The sequence below is a fragment of the Massiliimicrobium timonense genome, from assembly GCF_002160865.1.
Classification (GTDB): Bacteria; Bacillota_I; Bacilli_A; order Erysipelotrichales; family Coprobacillaceae; genus Allocoprobacillus.
The window spans coordinates 1-16874 of the sequence record NZ_NFLJ01000047.1 but is presented as its reverse complement, the minus strand read 5'-3'; the positions used below and the strand labels follow the sequence as shown (position 1 = coordinate 16874).

Here is a 16874-nt window from a genome sequence, read left to right as displayed (position 1 = left end):
TATCTTTTTTTCATTCCTTTCTTTCAATAGTACAAGGTACAATATTATATACTATTTATATATTTTTTAAGAGATTATTATAATTTAATGTTTTTACATTCCTTTATTTAATAACTCAAATTTATCATGTACCTTGTACTTTATCTTAAAATTTCTTATAAAATCAATACTTTTCAAAGTACAAGATTGATTTATTTCATCTTGTACCTTTTTAAATCTTGTACCATTTTGAAAATAAACTTTCAAAAATAAAGGTTACAGTAGAAGAATTAGTTACACTTTTTGAAGTAGTATTTTGTACCGTTTTCATCTATCAGAATAGGATATGCCAAATCACCTTTAACTTCTACTGATAGAGTAAGTTTGAATGTATTCAGTATTTCAACAATTGCTTTTGCTGCAAAATTAACTTGCTCTTTTCCCATTTTTCATTTCCTCTCTCATAACAATAAGTTTATCAATGATCAATTTGTTTCTTTGAGTAACTTCTTGAGGTACATTTGTCTGATTTAAAGCCATCATTCCAAAATTAATGATCAGTATAAGAAGTTCTTCTTCAGTTAAAATGTTCATTTTTACCACTCCAATCTACCAAAGATGAAAACGAATTTAAACATATAGGCGGTATATTTAAACTAAGAATATCAAGATATACTTTCTTTGTTTTCTTGATTTCTTCTAATTCTTTATCACTTATTTCAAAACATACCTCAATTCCATTACCCACATTTGATTCAAATCTTGTGGCTGGTAGATCATTACACCCTTCATGTGTATAAACACAGTTAGTCGTTCTTGTTTCTACTGGCTTCATTTACAACACCCCTTAAATAATTAAATGGATTATCTTCACCCAATTCATTCTTATAATAACAATCGTAACAATCATGAATCCAAGCCAAACAGTTTTCTACACCATCTAACTCTGATAATAATTTAAATTCTTTTTCATGTGTATTTTCAATCCCATATCTGTTACCCATATAGAAAGCATCATAATTGTTTTCCAATTTATCAATCGCTTCTAAATACTTGTTCATTTTTTAGTTTCCCCCTTAAATATTTCTGGATTATCTTTGATAAATGCATATAGTTGATGTGCTAGACCGTCAATCATCTTTTCATCATGCTTTACATATCCAAGTGAATACAACATGCCATGTATACATTCATGAAGAAACGATACCTTCATTGTATCTTTTCCAGAATAATCTCTAATGTTAATTTCCTGGTCGGCTTCAAAAATTTCACTAGCATAATCTGGACCCATTCTTAAATCGCACCTTACATTAACCTTATATGGAACTGCATTTATAATAACTTTGTTTGGTATTCTCATAGTTAATCAACCTCACTTCCCCTATACTTGAACCATACACCATCATTATAGAAAACTGGTTTTATGTACTCATTTTCATTCACATATACACAGTTTTTATTTGTTTTTCCATTGAATACATAATTTACTTCTGTATCGTCTGCAATCTGATAATACTTTTTATGTTCATTGTTCCAGTACCATTCATTTTCAATAAGTTCATGTTTCTGTAATGGTCTGTTTTCATAACTTTCATGACCAGAAACAACCGCACAAGTAATAAATAACCCTAAAGTACAGCCTAACATCAAACATATTAAATTAACTATCATTATTCTCACCCTTTCTTAATTCGTTTAGATGATCAGCAATATAAATAAATTCTTCTACTGTTAGCTTTTTTGTCTTTTTGAAATCCTCAACACGATAAGACTGCCTACCTTCTGTTGCTTGAATATACTCATTTACTTTTTCTTTGCTTATTTCCATCATCAATTTCAATCATTAATATCTGATTATCTAATGGATAATCTTCACATAATTCATCAAACAACTCTGGTTCATTATCAGCTAACTTTGTAAAATCAAACATCTTCTTTGTTCTGTAAATATTTAACTTTGATTCTTTCTTTTCCATATATTTACCTCTTTTCTTTATAATCAATCCATTCCTGGATACAATCATCACTAATATCAAAATATAATTGAAGTTTTTTCAAACAAATATACACATCAGCAATTTCTTCACATAAATTAGCAGCAAGAGAACTTTTATACTTTGGATTGATAACTCCTTCATTTAAATATCTCTGCACTTTTGATATTGCCTGTATTAATTCTGCTGGTTCTTCCATGCATATCAATAACTGTGTTTTTGTATCTTTATTGATAAGTTTAAACTGTAAATCTTCATTTACCTTAATCATTTTTAACGCTCCTTTTTAATTGATCCATTTGATGATTGGATCACCTTTAAAACCTTTAACCCATACAAACCATGCATAAGCAACAGCACTTGATGAATATTTTTCAAAGTTTCCATTTTTAGCACAGTTTAATCTTGATGAACTTACATATACTACTTTTGGTGGGTGGTTCATGAAGAATTTCTTTCTGCTTTTGCCCTCTAAAAATTGCAGTTTCAAAAACATAGCTACTTTATTACCTTCATCAACACTTTCAATTGCTTTTTCAGCAAACTGCAAAGCATATTTATATGGTGGATTGGTAACAATATCACCATGAAAGTTTTCTAGCGTTTCTTCTAAAAAATTCAAAGGTTCATTGTCACCATACCCTCTATATATTAGATCTGTTGAAATAACGTTATATCCACGTTTTTCTAATACCTTTGATAAATGCCCTTCACCACAAGCACATTCCCATACAATATTATTGAAATGTTCAACATCTAACAGTAATTCCATTGCTTTTGGTTCAGTGGCATAATAATCATGTTCCTGTCTAGTTTCTTTTGAATGATTACTGGCACCCATTGTGACAAATGTTGATGCCTTGCTCCCTATCCAGTCTTTATTCTCTCTCTCTCTCTCTCTCTCTCTCTCTCTGTTCATTTAAACACTCCTTTAATATTCAACAAAAATTTGTAATTTTTTTCCTTTTATCTTTTTTTGTTTAGTAGTAATTTTGAAATATTTTGTGATTTGTCTACTAAAATTTATTTTTTTCAAAGGTTCTAAACCATCATTTATACAGTATTCAACATATTTTTGATAAACTTCACTAGTAGGTTCATATAAAATATCATCTAAACTAATATCTTTTATGAAACCTATTAAGGGGTTATTTGCTTCTTCAAAATCATCTAATTCTTTCTGGACTTTTTCACTTATAGTAAATTTATTATTTTTGATAACTCTTTTTAATCCTTTGATTGCTAAAGTTATCAAATATTCAACTGATGATTGTTCACTTAATTTATATTTGATAGATGGGTCAAAACCTTCATCTTCTTCACTGAAAACCGCATTGAATGGTATAATGATCATTCTTCTCAATAATGCACTGTTATCTTTACCTTTTCCCATACGTGGTATAGAATTGGCACTGAATATTAATTTAGCATAATTATTGAAATCAAACGGGTTCTGTCCTTTTCTTTCAACGTTTAATCTGTCACCAGTTGCTAATTTTTTTAAAACTGCGGTATTGGCAACAAATTCATCACCTATATCGTCACCTATGTTTGCCAGTTTTCCAAACATTTCAGCGGTTTTGAATCTTTCACCAAGTTCCTGTAATTCCAAAGCAACGATATTTTTCTCACCTAATATCGTCTTAAATAAGTCAATATATGTAGATTTTCCATTTGATCCGTCACCAGTAAGCATGAAGAATTTACCAATTTCATTTCTTCTGTAAAACGTATACCCTATACATTCTTCAAGTAAATTTCTAATCTTTTCATCATTGCAGCTTATTTTATTAAGTGTATGATCAGCTAACTCACTATAAGCATTAGGGTTATAATCCCAATCAATCTTATTTGTAATTATGAATTCTGGTGAAAATGAAAGTAATTCATCATTTTCAATATTATATATTCCATTTCTAAATGCTATATAATTGGCATTTTCTACTGGTGTATTATCTCTAATCAAGAGTTCAAGATAATCATATACCTCTTTTCTTTTTGCTCTGTTTAACTGCGGTATATGATAAATCATCATACTTTCTATTTCATCTTGTCCGCTTACATATATACCGTCTTTGTATAGATGCAACTGGTTGTTTATTTTGATGATATGATGATTATTTTTTAAGAAAACTGCAAACTTATCAAATAAGAAAGTAGTGCCTTTAAAGAATATCGGTTTTTTAAATGCATCATCACGTAAAATTGTTTCTATTTCACGTTCATCTAATGGATCATTCAAAACGTAACTATTAATGGTTCTGATTGTTTCTCTTGCTTCCTTAACTGAAAAATCATTACTCTGTAAAGTTAATATATAATTGAACAATGCTTGATTTCTACCGTCACCAGCTTCCATATTTAAGAATTCCATATTGCTTCTTACTGGTGTCAAGTATTTAGGCAATAAATCAGCTTCTTCATTTTCAGCAGTATCATAAATAATCTTACGTTCTACACCGTCTATCTTCAAAATTGAATAAGAACTAACTCGACCAACTTTAATATCAGCATTAATACCAGTTGCTAAAAAACAATGTGTCTTGCATCTTTCTAAACCGCTATTTTTGAATAGAAAGTGTTTACCTCTGCTGGTTTCATAAACTCTGCATCTTAATTTTTTGTCCTTGATGATTTTAAGCAATATCTCACTTTCTTCAAAATCATCAACATCAATCAAAACTGTTTCTCTTGCAAGAATACCAGCAAAACTATTTAATCTCTCTACCTGTTCATACGTTTTAAAATCACTTCTGTTTTTAAATTTTTCAATGCATTTTTTACCGTTTGTTTCCACATATCCTTTAAAGAACATCTTCATTCACCACCTTCAGAAAATATTTGAAGTTTTCCATTTTCCTTTTTGTACTTTTTCCCTGTTTTTCATAAGACTGATAGATATTTTTATAAATTTTAATATCATCTTTCATTTCTCTTAATTGTTTTTCTTCAATATATACACCATTTGAATATTTACCATTATCCACTTGATTTTTTGTTTCTGCATATAACTGCTTATAATGAAAATAAACCTTTCCACACAACTTAAATTCTGCTTCATTTTCATCAGCTACTTTTTGAAAATAAACTTTCAAAACATCTAAGTATTCTTCATAATCTGGCAATGATCTGATGAATTTCATGAACTTATGAAACTGTTTTTTATTTTTTGGAAACACACCCTTTAGGTAAATAATCATACGACCATTAGGATAATTTATTTCTAATACATCACACATACCCAAAATCACCCAATCTTTTGTATGCCAAATCTATATAAAACTGTTTATCAAGTTTATCTGGAACTTTTAAACCATTTACATCACCGTTAAAAGAAAATGCATGGATAGGACAGTTTGTGACTTTTTCAAATGACTTTGTGGTTTTGTGTTGTTTATAATACATTCCATCATTTTCATCATTTGATGCAAAGATTCTTATGCATTTTTCTTTGATCTGTTTACCGTCAAAATTATATCTTTTAACGGTTTTTCTCTTTCCGTTTACTGTTTCTTTTAACTGGCTAAACGTTCCACCATGATATAAGGCATCATATTTATTGCTTATTTTTGTTACTAACTGAAATTCTTTCAATTCATTACACTCATTAATGGTTGTTTCTATATCTATACCATCAATCATATAATTCACCAGTGCTTTATTTATGATTGGTAAATCATAATCCAAACTGCTTAATTTTTTTACATACGATCCTTTAGATTTAACCGCACCAGTTTCTCTATCAACAATCAAATAATTATTTACGTCTTTCTGGAATATTTCACCAAAGAATGTATCAAAATCCATTTTCATACCTGTTCTTTTTTCCCATTCATATACAACATCATCAACTGTATCAAAATCTTTTTCATAATTTTTCAATTCAATAAGAATACCATCAGTATTATTTTGTACTAATATAAAATCTTTCCCTAATGCAAGTTCAAGATGTTCTATTAAATCTAACAATAGCAATTGCCCATTAATACAAATGCTGTTGTTTGACATTGGATCATAAAGTGCTGATGATTTCTGTTTCATCTGTCCAGAAATAGCATTATCCATGATTTTAAATGGAAGTCTTGCTTTCTTATCACCTTTTCTTTTAAATTCAATATTTGAATTATGTATAAACTCAAAATTTTCTGGATTATCCATCACTCTGTACCCAAATTTATATCGTTCCTGTAAGCTAGGATAATAAGCGGTTACATCAATGATTAAGAAACACCCTTTTTTATGGTATTTGGTTCTTGCACCATGACCACCACCCCAAGAAAATGTATGTTCAACACTAGCAACAATAACTTTATCCTGTTTCTTTGAATAATTATGATTTTCTTTTTTTCTGTACCAGTTAGCAATGAATTTATATTTTTTCAAATCAAGACAATCCAGAATAGGAAAATCAAATTCATCATTAAAATTCTGTCCTTTTCTGTTTCCGCCAAGAATTTCAGCAGCTAACTGTGCTTTTGTTTTAGAAATAGAAGATATTGATAATTTAAAGTGTTTGATAAAATACATCATTGTATTAAATTCATCAATTCTTTTCAAGAATACTTCAATTGTCTGTTCGACATCATGCTTACAATATTTTATAGTTTCCTGGATTTCTTCATCTGTCAGTTTTCTGTCTATATCAAACGGTACTGAACTTTCTTTTATGTCATTGCCCATGAAACCTTCAAAAGATTTTAACCCTCTGTCAGTTCCAAGCATAACATCATAATTATTTAATGGATAATGCTTTAATAAACTGCTAAATTTCCAGCCTGGCAAACCTTTTACAATGATATAATCATTTATCCTCTTTGGATTAAATCCGCATAATATGCCTTTCAAAATGTACTGATCATAATGCCTGTTATTGAAACCAACCCATATATCACTGGAAAACTGATTGTAAATTTCTTCTAATTTATTTTCATCATTGATAATAACATGCTCTTTCTTATTAGTTACATCAATGATCACTACCAGCCAATCATATTTAAAAACTTCAAAATCATAGAAAAGCATTGTTCCAGCCCCTTTCTTTAGGAATAAGGGAAGATAGAAATCTTCCCTGTACTGTTAATCTTCCAGTGCATATACTTCCAAAATTTTAAACGTGTTGAACTGTGAGTTTTTGCTATCTGCTTTATATTCCAAAGCATATTCATAGTTACCATGAATTTCTTCAAATACATCAAGAATCTGTTCATTGCATTTTGTATATGTGAATCCAGCGTTTGTAAAATCATATTTGGTTTCACATTCACGTGTTAAACCTTTCAATAATTCATGCATTTTGTGAATACCTAATGGAAAATCAATGACCTGGTTCATGAAAATCATAGAATTTTTATATTCACCTTCAACGATCTTAAACCAGCATGTAAACATTACTCTTTTTGATTTACTTGTTTTCATTTCCAATTTTTCAACTGAAACTTCATAATTTCCATGTGGTACTTCCTTAAAGTTCTGTTGACTACCGTTTTTATCAAATTCTTCCAAATCTTTTTGTAAGCCTTCTAAATCTACTGTCTTATCAAATTCTTCCCAAATATTGCTCATGATTAATTACCTCCTAAAATTCCATTAATATCAATGATGTTTCCATCTGATCCAGTGACTTTTGGTAACTCACCGTTCCATTTTTTAATAAACTGTTCCATCAAAATTTCATCTGTTAATTGTGATGTCTTTGCTGCATTGGCAGCAGCTTCACCCTGTGCTTCAATCAACTTTGTTTCAGCTTCTTTTTCAGCTTTCAAACGGTTCTGTTCAGCCGTTTCCACCTGTTTTTTAGCAACTGCTTCTTCCTTGATTGCTTTTTCAATTTCATCACCAGCATCAATATCTTTTAATGTCAGTGCAGTTAATGTAATACCTTCGTTTTCAAATTTTTCACTTAATAGTGCTACTGTTTTTTCAATGATTTCATTTCTTTTCTCACCTAAAATATCAATCACATTGTATTGAGAACAAACGGTATTGAGTGCATCCTGTGCATAGTTTCCAATGATGTTTTTATTTAAGTTGTCCAAGGTTTTATAACCCTTATAAACCTTGAAGGCATTTTCTTCAGAAACTCTATATTTAACATTCGTTTCAACACTGATCCATTGAGCATCTTTTGTTTGAACTGATAAATTTTCATCAGTTCTTTCCTGTGTTGTTGTATCAATTTCATAAATTTTATCAACGAATGGAACAATTAAATGAACACCTTCATCTAATGTCTTTTTGCTTGTTCCATTCAATGCTGAATATCTTACACCAACTGAATTAGCTGGAATAATCACAACTGCACTTGATAAAATGAAAACTGCTAATGGAATTAAACTGAATAAACATTTCTTGTTTAATTTAAATGTGAAATCATAATCTACTTTCTTAATTCCAAACCCAATGAATGAGATTGGAATTAAAAGAAATAATACAGCTTTTAAAATGAAAATAATAATTCCTGTCATAACCTATACCTCTCTATTCTGTTCTTCTCTTACGTGTTCTTCTTTTTGGTTTTTCTTCTTCAACTGTTTCTTCTTCAACATTAGCTGGTGTTTCCACAACTGTTACAGTTTCTTCATCTTTTTTCTTTGATGATCTGCGTTTTTTAGGTTCTTCACTTTCACCACTGATATTTACTTCATCATAAAGTGCTATAAAATCTTCATAAGATGTTGGAATCTCACGATTGTTAATAGTTAATCTTCCACCACCAAAAATAACTTCACTCTTTTTAAATGAAAGTGTATAGTTGTCACCTTCTGCTACTGCTCTTGCTACAATATCAACCATACCAGCAACTTTATTAGCAACTTTTTCACGTAAATTAGGCTTGATAGCAGTAATCTTATCACCGCCACGTTTAGTAATATCTTTGCTTGTATCTTCATGAGAAATTAGAATGATATTTTCATAATTCAAGTTCATAAATCTTCTCATAACTGAAAGAAATTCAGTAGTGACTTTATCCCATGCTCTAAAACTATCATCACTTTCATGTGTAATTCCCATTTGATCATAAATATATAATCTGCAATATTCATAACAATCTTCTAGTAAGTCAACAACGATTGTTTTAAAATCATTGTCTTTCTTTTCTAATTCAGTAATAACATCTTTAAAAATATCCCATGCTAATGTTCTGTTCATCATTCGACCGTTCTTTTCAAGTTTATCCTGTATTGAAATATAAGGTGCAGTAACAAACTTAATATTTCCATCAGTATTCAACATCAATGGGTCTGGGAATTTATCAGCAAAAACCGTTTTACCGCTAAACGGTGCACCATAAACCCAAATAACTTTTTTGTCAACTTTTTCTACTTTTCTACGTTCATTTTTTGGTAATAACATATAATCTTTTCCTTCCTTACAGTAATCTTTAAATTCACACCAGTTACATAACCATGAGTAATTTTTTTCATACTTTGTAGCTTCAACTGTATGTTTTACATCAATTAGAAACTGAATAACCTTTTCATGATCATATTCAATTTCTCTAATGAATGGTTCAGCGTTTTTCAATTCATCACTGATTAATTTTCTATACATCATCAGTGATTCATTCTCACGCTTTTTTCTAACTTTAATCTTTGGTACAAATAAGAAATACAAGTTTCTTATTTTCTTACCTGGATTAAGTTTTTCAAAATAATACTTGTACAAATGTAACTGATCACTTTTCAAATAATTCTCTACATTATTTGAATACTTAAAATCATAAATATCATATACATTTGGCACATCTGCATCACGAAACCCTTTTACTGGAACTAGCAAATCAATGAAACCTTTAAAATCATCATCTTCAATCAATACTTCATGTTGACCGTCTGGGCATATCTTTTTTGCCCTTTTAATCATTTCTTCAAGTTTTATTGCTTCATTGATGATTTCATCAGTTATAACAGTATAATTTGAATAATACTGTTCAATTGCTGCATCTACATCTTTTTCTAAGCCAGCATGTAATGCAGTTCCTAGATACAGTGCATTATCAGCATTATCCGCTGGTAATGTTTTCAGTTCGTCAATATAACGCATTTTGAACTGATATTGACATCTTTTAAATGTTTCAATTCTTGAATGTGATACTTGCAATCTATAACCCCCTTTACTAAATTTTTAAAATTTTCAAAGCCTTCTGGATATAGAATAATTCCTATCCCATTAGCTTCATTTATTCTCAAGGTATTTAACTTTTGTATATCAGAAGCCTTACCGTATGTATCTTTCAATTCACACGATATGAATATACCGTTAATACATAGTAGTAAATCTGGTATACCGCTTTTTTGATAACCGCCACCCCATATTTTGGTAAACCATCCAACTGGTTTTACCTTTATTTTCTGTTTTGGTGTTCCAGCTTTGTAAATACCCATTGAAATCAAGTAATTTTCAACCTTCTTTTCAAAATTCTTTTCACCAGCCATTATTTCACCTTAATTCTGATTGATGATGAAACATTTGATGTTTTGGTACATTCAGCCGCAATATCTGGATAATTCATCTTTAATTTTTTACTGTCAATGGTATTTCTGGTAGAAGGTGCAATATACGTAATTTCTATCTTGTCACTTGTAAATTTCTTTACATTGTATTTTTCCATTGCAGTTTTAATAGCTTCTTTCATTTTTGATGATTTTTCTTCAAGCGTTTTCTTTTGGACTTCACACTGTTCTACGACCGCTAAAGCGTTGGCTACCTCATAATTGAATAATTCAATTTCATTTTCACCTTCAACAATTGCATAAGCACATTTTGACGGTTCTGTTTTCATTTCATTTTCATTACAGCAATCTTCACACCCATGTTTGATTTCACAAAAGAAACAGCATGTTTTTTGTCCATGTGGACATTCATTTTTACATCTAATCATTTTTCTAACTCCTTTTCATATTTATTTTGTAATTTCAATACCTTATCCGTATATGTGGTTGAAAATACTCCTTTATCCCATAAAATCTTTGCACCAGTTTCACCCATGTTATAAGCCATTAATACCTTTGCTGGTTCTTCATATTTTTCAAACAGTTTTCTTAATATGAACATTCCAGCACGTGTATTTTCGTATGGATCACTAATATCTTTAATGCCTAATGTATTTTTAAGTTCATCATGATTAACTTCATTAATCTGAAACAATCCATAATCACCAGTATTACTAACTGCATTAGTGGTGAAGTTACTCTCTTGATCAATAAGTGCTAACACAAATGAATAATCAATATCATATCCATCACATAATAGATAAATAAATTCCTGGATATTTTCATCTAATCCAATGTTAATGGCTTTGAAGTTTGAAACACTTGACAATTCCAATGTTTCATCTTCTTCAAACGCTTTGTTTTCACCATATTTTAATGATGTATGAGTGTTTGTTTTGAAATAGGCATAAGTACCACCAAATCCCAAAACGGCACCCAGAATTAAAGAAATAAGTAAACTGATTGTTATTTTCTTCATTACTTTATCTTTTGTACTCTTTGAATAGATCATCTGTATAATCCTTCCTTTCTTTCAATGTCTGATAAATGCTTTCTTCAATTGATCCACTGCATAATAGAATGTAATAGAAACATCTGTTTTCCTGTCCAATCCTATGGATACGCTTTTTGCTTTGTTCAAAAAGTTCACTTTTATCAGTAAGGGTAAAATATATAATCTTATTTGCCTTTTGAAGATTTAACCCTAATGCCCCAGCTTGATACTGGACAAGCGTTATAGAATTTGAATATTTTTCATAATTCTTTAAATCTTTTGTTTCACCATTTACTTCACTAACTGGTTTGTCATATATCCTACAAATATCTTTTAATGTTTCTAATTCAACATTAAAGTTGTAAAAAACAACTATTCTATCATTTGTTGATTGAATTAAATCTTCAAACATCTTTAATTTATCTCTGTTGTATACTGAACAAAGCTGTCTTTCACATAATCTTTTTGAAAAATCACTATCACCAATAAATTCAACATCTTTTAAACTCACATAATCATTATCTATAAATGTTTTATATTCACTTGATGTTTTACATTTAAGTTCAATAAATGTCTGTTCTGGCAAATCAATAACTTCTTCCGTTTTCATGAAGATAGCACCATGTTCACGCATCTTTCTTTTTAATCTTTCAACATTTTTATATGGATCGTTTTTATCAACCACATTATGCTGAAAGTCACCAGAAACAATTTTTTTGAAATTGACATACGTTATGTCATAAGCACGTTTGGATATATTCCACCCAAGCAAATGGCACTGTGACCATAGATTTTCATATTTCCCAGAAGTTGGTGTACCAGAAAGAAGAATTACATTGTCATATTTCATCTTTAAAATAAATTTTGTTCTCTTGCTCTTGTCATTTTGAATTAATGAACTTTCATCTAACATTAGTGTAAAATCTTGAAGTTCTAACAATTCTTTTCTTCTAAAAGCTAGATCATAATTAATAACACCAACAACTTTTATATAGTCGTATACTTTGGCAGTTTGTATAAATTCTTCAAATGATTTTTTATTTGTTAAATCATATATTTCATGATCATAATAATTTTTAAAATGTTCAATCCAATCTGTAACTTTGGATTTCTGGCAAACAACTAAATTTACATTCTTACCTTTATTTATTAACTTTTCAGCACCTATAAATGTTTTTCCTAACCCCATATCAAGATAATAGGCAACATTTTTATAGTCTTTAGATTTTTCTAAAACTTCTTTTTGATGCTGCATGAAATTAATTGTTTTCATGATCAATCCTCATTTACATCTATTCCAGTAATCAATTTGAATTTTTCAGCATCAAAATTTGGAATGTTTTTGATTTCTTCTTTTTCTAATTTGCTTAAAGATTTCCACCATTTTATATTGGCTTGTGATACATCACGTTTTTTTAAATAACCGCCGTTGATTTCCCAATCTGGATTATCTGCTTTTTCTTGATCACTCATATCACAATCCCATATCCATTCAACTGGTGCATCATCAATTCTTCTTAACAAATAATAGGCATCACTATTTCGCCATTCTTCAAATGTAACATCACTTTCTTTATCAAAGAATTTAAGTTTTTGATTAACTGTATTGAAACAACCCAAACAGAAAGAAGCCTTGTTCCAATCACCACTGTTCCAATCACCACTGTTGCAATCACCACTGTTGCAATTACCACTGTTGCAATTACCACTGTTCCAATCACCACTGTTGCGATTACCACTGTTGCAATCACCACTGTTCCAATTACCACTGTTGCGATTACCACTGTTGCAATTACCACTGTTGCAAAGTCCAGTGCAGTCTTTTCCAAGATTTACAAGATCAAGAACTTCATGCCATGTTAATTCTCTGTCAATTCTGATTTTATTAGTACAAGACTTATCACCATCACCAGAATTATCAATCAAACCTAATGCAGTTACTTCCGCTACTTTGTTATTAGAATTAAAATTATAGTATCTAAAACAATCACTAGCCTTTTTACAGAAATGAAAACCCCTGTCACAACATACTGGTGTTTCTTCCATTTCAAATGTTTTACCTACTTCATATTGAAATCCTCGACAAGTCCAATCTGGATTGAATACTTTATAACCTTTTATTTCCATTTGTTTTTTCCTCTCTTTGTGCTATAATTTTATTGAAAAATTTTATGTGTGCTGAAATCTTGCATTTCAGCATTTTTTAATGAATTTATAATATGTTTCTTCACCTACATATTTCTTTAATAAATAAGGGCTTATGTGATAATCCCATTTATCACTTGTTTTTGTAGCAAAACCAAATGGGGTATTACCTTCACGTAAAGCAGTTCTTACAAAAGGCTCTGATTTACCTAACATCTTTGAACATAGCCCAACTGATATTTTTAACGGTTCATCTGTATCAGTGTTTTCTTCTAAGTTAAAACTGCAATCAAGAACTTCTTCTAAAACTTTTAAAGTATCTTCATTGGGTAAGTTCTTATTTGATAAATACTGGCTTACTGATGATTTGCTTTTACCTATTGCTTTAGCAAGTTCTACTTGATTAAAACCCTGTTTGATCATTGCCCTTTTTAAATCTTCTGCAAAACTCATATTTCACCTTTATGTTTTAAAAAGTCATTTACCCATGGAAAATCCTTATCTTGAAATGAAAGATAATCTTTGTTCTTGTCCTGTCTAAAGATCAAAATAAACTGCTTATTTCTTTTTGCTCTCAAAACTTCATAATTTCCGTTAGGTTTCAAGATCATAAACCCTTTTTCTTCCAAATACTTTTTAAAATCATTAAGTAAATATGTAGGCAACATGTTTTTAATTGCCATTTGTATCACCTTCCTCAATTTCAATTCCTAATACTTGATAACTTTCCTTAAACAGTTCACATACGAAATTTCTTTGTTGTTTGGAAATTAATTTCAACTCTTTTTGAGTTTCATGTTTCCATGAACCGTAAGGACACCCCATACAGCCAGTTCTTAAAATGTGATCGTATATTTCTGGAACTTCAATTTTATACTCATGTTCTATTGCTTCTAACATTTCATTTGTTAAATCATATATTGGGTGAAAAGTACCATCTTTTGAAAAACAAGATTTATATTGACTTTTTCTTAAATTTCCCTCAACACTACGAACACCTAAAATTGCATGTCTGCCAGTTTCCTTTTCATAACGTTTTAAAGGTTTCTTTTTTAAATGCGTACAGCATTTAGGACTAACTTTATGTAATTTGCCACTTAATAATAAATCTCTTGCTTTATTATTTAATTTGAATAAAGTTTTATATGTTTTCTTATCTTTACCTTCAAAAACATAACCATTAATATGTTTCATTAAAAATTCAGTTCTACACCCTTTTTGATACCTTTCTATAAACTCATCTTGAATTTTGCTAAAGCATGGACTACCATATTTTTCTTTGATTTCAAACGGTTTTATTTCTGGTATTAAAATAACATCAGCATTATTTCTCATTCTCTTTAATATTTCATGATGTTCCATGTATGTATTAACTGATACAATTTCAATCTGTTCATCTTTCAAATATTCTTTAATGAACCAGTAAAGAAAATGACTATCTCTACCACCAGAATAAGAAAGATAATAATTTTCTCTGTTTTTAGGAAATCTGCTTTTTAGATCTTCTAAATAAAAATCAATTTCTTCTTTACTTACATTCTTCTTCAAAGTATTCATTGCAATCACCACACATTATATTTACTTCTTTGGTTGCTCTAACGATACAACCGCATGACGGACATACATATTTTCTTGTTGACTGTCTACTTTTTGCAGTATTCAGTTTGACCATTTTCTTTCGATAAAGTTTGAAATTCTCATGTTTCAGTTCATCAATGAATTTGGAACACTCATCATTTAACTTTGTGATAGTCCACCCATATTTGCTATCTTTTTCAATTGACAAACCATGTTTTTCTGCTTCAACTTTAAAATTTTTATTGTGATATGTACCACCTCTTAATGTATCTTGTACATCATTCTGTAAATTCCATAAATGAACCATTTCATGTAAAAGCGTTGCACATACTTCTTTGAAATCTCTGTTTAGATGTTCCGCACACATGTTAATTTCATAATATCCTTCATCTTCATTTTCACTACTGTTCCAAGCTTTCCATGAAGTACACCACCCATAGGCACCTCTTGTGACATCTGGCGATACTGTGATCACTGGTGTTTCTAACTGGTTGTCATAATATTTCTTATTGAAGATAGAAAATAAATTTTCAAATTTACCAATAACTGCTTTCAAACTTACATCATTCATTGTCCATCACTCCTTTCACTCTGGGTAATCTTATTGCCAGTAAGATTACCAATCATTTCACCCACTAAATATAAATATCTTAATTAAAAGTCGTTAGTTTTGAACTTTAGGTGTAAAAAAATAATCCTTAATTTCTTCTATTGGAATTTCCAAAATAGTTAATGCTTTATCAATATCTGGCTGGGTAAATTTTCTCTCATTATTCAATTTTAATGATACTGTTCGTTCTGATAAACCCATTAACTTAGCAAAATTTTGTTGATTACCACATTTTTCAACAATTCTTCCTTTTAACTTTGAATATTCATAAGACATTTCGTTTCACCTCATTTCTTTTAAATTCTAGTTCGCTACTTTTTTAGTCGTTAGTTTTGAACTACCTATATAATATTCTTTATTGTTCAAAAAGTCAATACAAAAATTCAAAATTAACTACTTTTTGTAGTTTTTCTTGAACTTATGTTCAATTTATATTAAAATATTAACTAGAAAGGAAGTGAAAAAATGAAAAACAATCCTAAAAAAATATCCAACACAAAAGAACGACTAAAGTATTATATGAACTTAAAAAACATCAAACAAAAAGATATTGTAGAATTATGTGAACCATACTGTCAAATGTATAATGTGAAATTTAATAAATCTGATATAAGCCAATATGTTACTGGTCGTTCTGAACCTAATCAGGATAAACTATATGTTTTGAGTGAAGCATTACAAGTTAATATAGAATGGTTAATGGGTTATGATTTTCCTATGGATAAAGAAATTAATTGGGATAGTTTTAAAGATTTAGAAAAAGAATTACAACAACAATTACCAGTTCTTGAAGATTTAGCAAAAGTGTTTGGGAAAGATTTTTATAAGTTAGTAACTTTATATGATATGCTAAATGTTGATGGTAAGCAAAAGATACAAGATTATATTTTAGATATTTGTGAAAATGAAAAATATCTAAAAGAAGATATTGATCAACAAAGTTTATATCAAGCAATGAGTATATAACTAATTCTTCTACTGTAACCTTTATTTTTGAAAGTTTATTTTCAAAATGGTACAAGATTTAAAAAGGTACAAGATGAAATAAATCAATCTTGTACTTTGAAAAGTATTGATTTTAT

The 16874-nt window shown here is 29.4% G+C and carries 26 protein-coding genes; 1 reads left to right on the top strand and 25 read right to left on the bottom strand.

Translation table 11 applies throughout. From position 1 onward, the window contains the following. Positions 1–269: 269 nt before the first annotated feature. The 25 genes from B5E75_RS14645 to B5E75_RS12655 form a co-directional block, all read right to left on the bottom strand. A complete protein-coding gene (locus B5E75_RS14645) occupies positions 270–425 on the bottom strand; it encodes a hypothetical protein (protein WP_162607694.1) in 156 nt (51 codons plus the stop codon). Beyond that, positions 406–573: a hypothetical protein gene (locus B5E75_RS14640; protein ID WP_162607693.1), complete on the bottom strand. Its 168-nt coding sequence runs from the start codon at positions 571–573 to the stop codon at positions 406–408. The genes B5E75_RS14645 and B5E75_RS14640 overlap by 20 nt, the downstream gene beginning before the upstream one ends. Next, on the bottom strand, positions 557–814 hold the full coding sequence (locus tag B5E75_RS12760; RefSeq protein ID WP_087359890.1) for a hypothetical protein: 258 nt from the start codon (positions 812–814) through the stop codon (positions 557–559). The genes B5E75_RS14640 and B5E75_RS12760 overlap by 17 nt, the downstream gene beginning before the upstream one ends. Continuing rightward, positions 786–1040 carry a hypothetical protein gene (locus tag B5E75_RS12755; protein ID WP_087359888.1) on the bottom strand — a complete coding sequence of 85 codons (255 nt, stop codon included), beginning with the start codon at positions 1038–1040 and terminating at the stop codon, positions 786–788. Before B5E75_RS12755 ends, B5E75_RS12760 begins: the two co-directional genes overlap by 29 nt. Continuing rightward, a complete protein-coding gene (locus B5E75_RS12750) occupies positions 1037–1339 on the bottom strand; it encodes a hypothetical protein (protein ID WP_087359885.1) in 303 nt (100 codons plus the stop codon). Before B5E75_RS12750 ends, B5E75_RS12755 begins: the two co-directional genes overlap by 4 nt. 2 nt (positions 1340–1341) lie before the next feature. Beyond that, on the bottom strand, positions 1342–1650 hold the full coding sequence (locus tag B5E75_RS12745; protein WP_087359882.1) for a hypothetical protein: 309 nt from the start codon (positions 1648–1650) through the stop codon (positions 1342–1344). A gap of 128 nt (positions 1651–1778) precedes the next feature. Then, positions 1779–1955 carry a hypothetical protein gene (locus tag B5E75_RS14635; protein ID WP_162607692.1) on the bottom strand — a complete coding sequence of 59 codons (177 nt, stop codon included), beginning with the start codon at positions 1953–1955 and terminating at the stop codon, positions 1779–1781. A 4-nt stretch (positions 1956–1959) separates the two neighbouring features. Beyond that, on the bottom strand, positions 1960–2244 hold the full coding sequence (locus B5E75_RS12740; protein ID WP_087359878.1) for a nucleoside triphosphate pyrophosphohydrolase family protein: 285 nt from the start codon (positions 2242–2244) through the stop codon (positions 1960–1962). Between the two features lie 15 nt (positions 2245–2259). Next, on the bottom strand, positions 2260–2892 hold the full coding sequence (locus B5E75_RS12735; protein ID WP_241146671.1) for a hypothetical protein: 633 nt from the start codon (positions 2890–2892) through the stop codon (positions 2260–2262). Positions 2893–2904: 12 nt separating this feature from the next. Further along, positions 2905–4788 carry a phage/plasmid primase, P4 family gene (locus tag B5E75_RS12730; RefSeq protein ID WP_087359875.1) on the bottom strand — a complete coding sequence of 628 codons (1884 nt, stop codon included), beginning with the start codon at positions 4786–4788 and terminating at the stop codon, positions 2905–2907. Next, the gene (locus tag B5E75_RS12725) at positions 4778–5212 is read right to left on the bottom strand and encodes a hypothetical protein (protein WP_087359872.1); all 435 of its coding nucleotides are present in this window, start codon (positions 5210–5212) and stop codon (positions 4778–4780) included. The genes B5E75_RS12730 and B5E75_RS12725 overlap by 11 nt, the downstream gene beginning before the upstream one ends. Next, positions 5205–6995: a hypothetical protein gene (locus B5E75_RS12720; RefSeq protein WP_087359869.1), complete on the bottom strand. Its 1791-nt coding sequence runs from the start codon at positions 6993–6995 to the stop codon at positions 5205–5207. Before B5E75_RS12720 ends, B5E75_RS12725 begins: the two co-directional genes overlap by 8 nt. 54 nt (positions 6996–7049) lie before the next feature. After that, positions 7050–7535 (bottom strand): DUF669 domain-containing protein, encoded by a 486-nt coding sequence (locus B5E75_RS12715; protein ID WP_087359866.1) that lies wholly within the window; start codon positions 7533–7535, stop codon positions 7050–7052. Positions 7536–7537: 2 nt separating this feature from the next. Then, complete coding sequence (locus B5E75_RS12710) at positions 7538–8437, bottom strand: prohibitin family protein (protein ID WP_087359863.1); 900 nt, start codon at positions 8435–8437, stop codon at positions 7538–7540. A gap of 13 nt (positions 8438–8450) precedes the next feature. Then, positions 8451–10073: an AAA family ATPase gene (locus tag B5E75_RS12705; RefSeq protein ID WP_087359860.1), complete on the bottom strand. Its 1623-nt coding sequence runs from the start codon at positions 10071–10073 to the stop codon at positions 8451–8453. After that, entirely contained in the window at positions 9995–10408 is a 414-nt protein-coding gene (locus tag B5E75_RS12700) for a VRR-NUC domain-containing protein (RefSeq protein ID WP_087359857.1), read from the bottom strand. The genes B5E75_RS12705 and B5E75_RS12700 overlap by 79 nt, the downstream gene beginning before the upstream one ends. Then, entirely contained in the window at positions 10408–10854 is a 447-nt protein-coding gene (locus tag B5E75_RS12695; protein WP_087359854.1) for a hypothetical protein, read from the bottom strand. Before B5E75_RS12695 ends, B5E75_RS12700 begins: the two co-directional genes overlap by 1 nt. Next, the gene (locus B5E75_RS12690; RefSeq protein WP_087359851.1) at positions 10851–11477 is read right to left on the bottom strand and encodes a transglycosylase SLT domain-containing protein; all 627 of its coding nucleotides are present in this window, start codon (positions 11475–11477) and stop codon (positions 10851–10853) included. The genes B5E75_RS12695 and B5E75_RS12690 overlap by 4 nt, the downstream gene beginning before the upstream one ends. Beyond that, positions 11449–12732: an SNF2-related protein gene (locus B5E75_RS12685; RefSeq protein ID WP_087359848.1), complete on the bottom strand. Its 1284-nt coding sequence runs from the start codon at positions 12730–12732 to the stop codon at positions 11449–11451. The genes B5E75_RS12690 and B5E75_RS12685 overlap by 29 nt, the downstream gene beginning before the upstream one ends. Before the next feature lie 2 nt (positions 12733–12734). Further along, positions 12735–13586 (bottom strand): pentapeptide repeat-containing protein, encoded by an 852-nt coding sequence (locus B5E75_RS12680; protein WP_087359845.1) that lies wholly within the window; start codon positions 13584–13586, stop codon positions 12735–12737. A 66-nt stretch (positions 13587–13652) separates the two neighbouring features. Then, the gene (locus B5E75_RS12675) at positions 13653–14057 is read right to left on the bottom strand and encodes a helix-turn-helix domain-containing protein (RefSeq protein WP_087359842.1); all 405 of its coding nucleotides are present in this window, start codon (positions 14055–14057) and stop codon (positions 13653–13655) included. After that, entirely contained in the window at positions 14054–14287 is a 234-nt protein-coding gene (locus tag B5E75_RS12670; protein ID WP_087359839.1) for a hypothetical protein, read from the bottom strand. The genes B5E75_RS12675 and B5E75_RS12670 overlap by 4 nt, the downstream gene beginning before the upstream one ends. Then, positions 14277–15161, bottom strand: coding sequence for an adenine nucleotide alpha hydrolase family protein (locus B5E75_RS12665; RefSeq protein ID WP_087359837.1), 885 nt, complete (start codon positions 15159–15161; stop codon positions 14277–14279). The genes B5E75_RS12670 and B5E75_RS12665 overlap by 11 nt, the downstream gene beginning before the upstream one ends. Then, complete coding sequence (locus tag B5E75_RS12660) at positions 15133–15753, bottom strand: SprT-like domain-containing protein (protein WP_087359834.1); 621 nt, start codon at positions 15751–15753, stop codon at positions 15133–15135. Before B5E75_RS12660 ends, B5E75_RS12665 begins: the two co-directional genes overlap by 29 nt. 93 nt (positions 15754–15846) lie before the next feature. Then, entirely contained in the window at positions 15847–16068 is a 222-nt protein-coding gene (locus tag B5E75_RS12655) for a DUF739 family protein (RefSeq protein ID WP_087359832.1), read from the bottom strand. 189 nt (positions 16069–16257) lie between these two features. On the opposite strand from B5E75_RS12655, the gene B5E75_RS12650 reads away from it, so the two are divergent. Continuing rightward, on the top strand, positions 16258–16758 hold the full coding sequence (locus tag B5E75_RS12650; protein ID WP_087359829.1) for a hypothetical protein: 501 nt from the start codon (positions 16258–16260) through the stop codon (positions 16756–16758). Positions 16759–16874 lie beyond the last annotated feature (116 nt).

What these genes read in the sequence shown, in the direction of transcription:
- B5E75_RS14645 (WP_162607694.1), bottom strand. Translation starts at nt 425, where the DNA reads ATGGGAAAAGAGCAAGTTAATTTTGCAGCAAAAGCAATTGTTGAAATA.
- B5E75_RS14640 (WP_162607693.1), bottom strand. Translation starts at nt 573, where the DNA reads ATGAACATTTTAACTGAAGAAGAACTTCTTATACTGATCATTAATTTT.
- B5E75_RS12760 (WP_087359890.1), bottom strand. Translation starts at nt 814, where the DNA reads ATGAAGCCAGTAGAAACAAGAACGACTAACTGTGTTTATACACATGAA.
- B5E75_RS12755 (WP_087359888.1), bottom strand. Translation starts at nt 1,040, where the DNA reads ATGAACAAGTATTTAGAAGCGATTGATAAATTGGAAAACAATTATGAT.
- B5E75_RS12750 (WP_087359885.1), bottom strand. Translation starts at nt 1,339, where the DNA reads ATGAGAATACCAAACAAAGTTATTATAAATGCAGTTCCATATAAGGTT.
- B5E75_RS12745 (WP_087359882.1), bottom strand. Translation starts at nt 1,650, where the DNA reads ATGATAGTTAATTTAATATGTTTGATGTTAGGCTGTACTTTAGGGTTA.
- B5E75_RS14635 (WP_162607692.1), bottom strand. Translation starts at nt 1,955, where the DNA reads ATGGAAAAGAAAGAATCAAAGTTAAATATTTACAGAACAAAGAAGATG.
- B5E75_RS12740 (WP_087359878.1), bottom strand. Translation starts at nt 2,244, where the DNA reads ATGATTAAGGTAAATGAAGATTTACAGTTTAAACTTATCAATAAAGAT.
- B5E75_RS12735 (WP_241146671.1), bottom strand. Translation starts at nt 2,892, where the DNA reads ATGAACAGAGAGAGAGAGAGAGAGAGAGAGAGAGAGAATAAAGACTGG.
- B5E75_RS12730 (WP_087359875.1), bottom strand. Translation starts at nt 4,788, where the DNA reads ATGTTCTTTAAAGGATATGTGGAAACAAACGGTAAAAAATGCATTGAA.
- B5E75_RS12725 (WP_087359872.1), bottom strand. Translation starts at nt 5,212, where the DNA reads ATGTGTGATGTATTAGAAATAAATTATCCTAATGGTCGTATGATTATT.
- B5E75_RS12720 (WP_087359869.1), bottom strand. Translation starts at nt 6,995, where the DNA reads ATGCTTTTCTATGATTTTGAAGTTTTTAAATATGATTGGCTGGTAGTG.
- B5E75_RS12715 (WP_087359866.1), bottom strand. Translation starts at nt 7,535, where the DNA reads ATGAGCAATATTTGGGAAGAATTTGATAAGACAGTAGATTTAGAAGGC.
- B5E75_RS12710 (WP_087359863.1), bottom strand. Translation starts at nt 8,437, where the DNA reads ATGACAGGAATTATTATTTTCATTTTAAAAGCTGTATTATTTCTTTTA.
- B5E75_RS12700 (WP_087359857.1), bottom strand. Translation starts at nt 10,408, where the DNA reads ATGGCTGGTGAAAAGAATTTTGAAAAGAAGGTTGAAAATTACTTGATT.
- B5E75_RS12695 (WP_087359854.1), bottom strand. Translation starts at nt 10,854, where the DNA reads ATGATTAGATGTAAAAATGAATGTCCACATGGACAAAAAACATGCTGT.
- B5E75_RS12690 (WP_087359851.1), bottom strand. Translation starts at nt 11,477, where the DNA reads ATGATCTATTCAAAGAGTACAAAAGATAAAGTAATGAAGAAAATAACA.
- B5E75_RS12685 (WP_087359848.1), bottom strand. Translation starts at nt 12,732, where the DNA reads ATGAAAACAATTAATTTCATGCAGCATCAAAAAGAAGTTTTAGAAAAA.
- B5E75_RS12680 (WP_087359845.1), bottom strand. Translation starts at nt 13,586, where the DNA reads ATGGAAATAAAAGGTTATAAAGTATTCAATCCAGATTGGACTTGTCGA.
- B5E75_RS12675 (WP_087359842.1), bottom strand. Translation starts at nt 14,057, where the DNA reads ATGAGTTTTGCAGAAGATTTAAAAAGGGCAATGATCAAACAGGGTTTT.
- B5E75_RS12670 (WP_087359839.1), bottom strand. Translation starts at nt 14,287, where the DNA reads ATGGCAATTAAAAACATGTTGCCTACATATTTACTTAATGATTTTAAA.
- B5E75_RS12665 (WP_087359837.1), bottom strand. Translation starts at nt 15,161, where the DNA reads ATGAATACTTTGAAGAAGAATGTAAGTAAAGAAGAAATTGATTTTTAT.
- B5E75_RS12660 (WP_087359834.1), bottom strand. Translation starts at nt 15,753, where the DNA reads ATGAATGATGTAAGTTTGAAAGCAGTTATTGGTAAATTTGAAAATTTA.
- B5E75_RS12655 (WP_087359832.1), bottom strand. Translation starts at nt 16,068, where the DNA reads ATGTCTTATGAATATTCAAAGTTAAAAGGAAGAATTGTTGAAAAATGT.
- B5E75_RS12650 (WP_087359829.1), top strand. Translation starts at nt 16,258, where the DNA reads ATGAAAAACAATCCTAAAAAAATATCCAACACAAAAGAACGACTAAAG.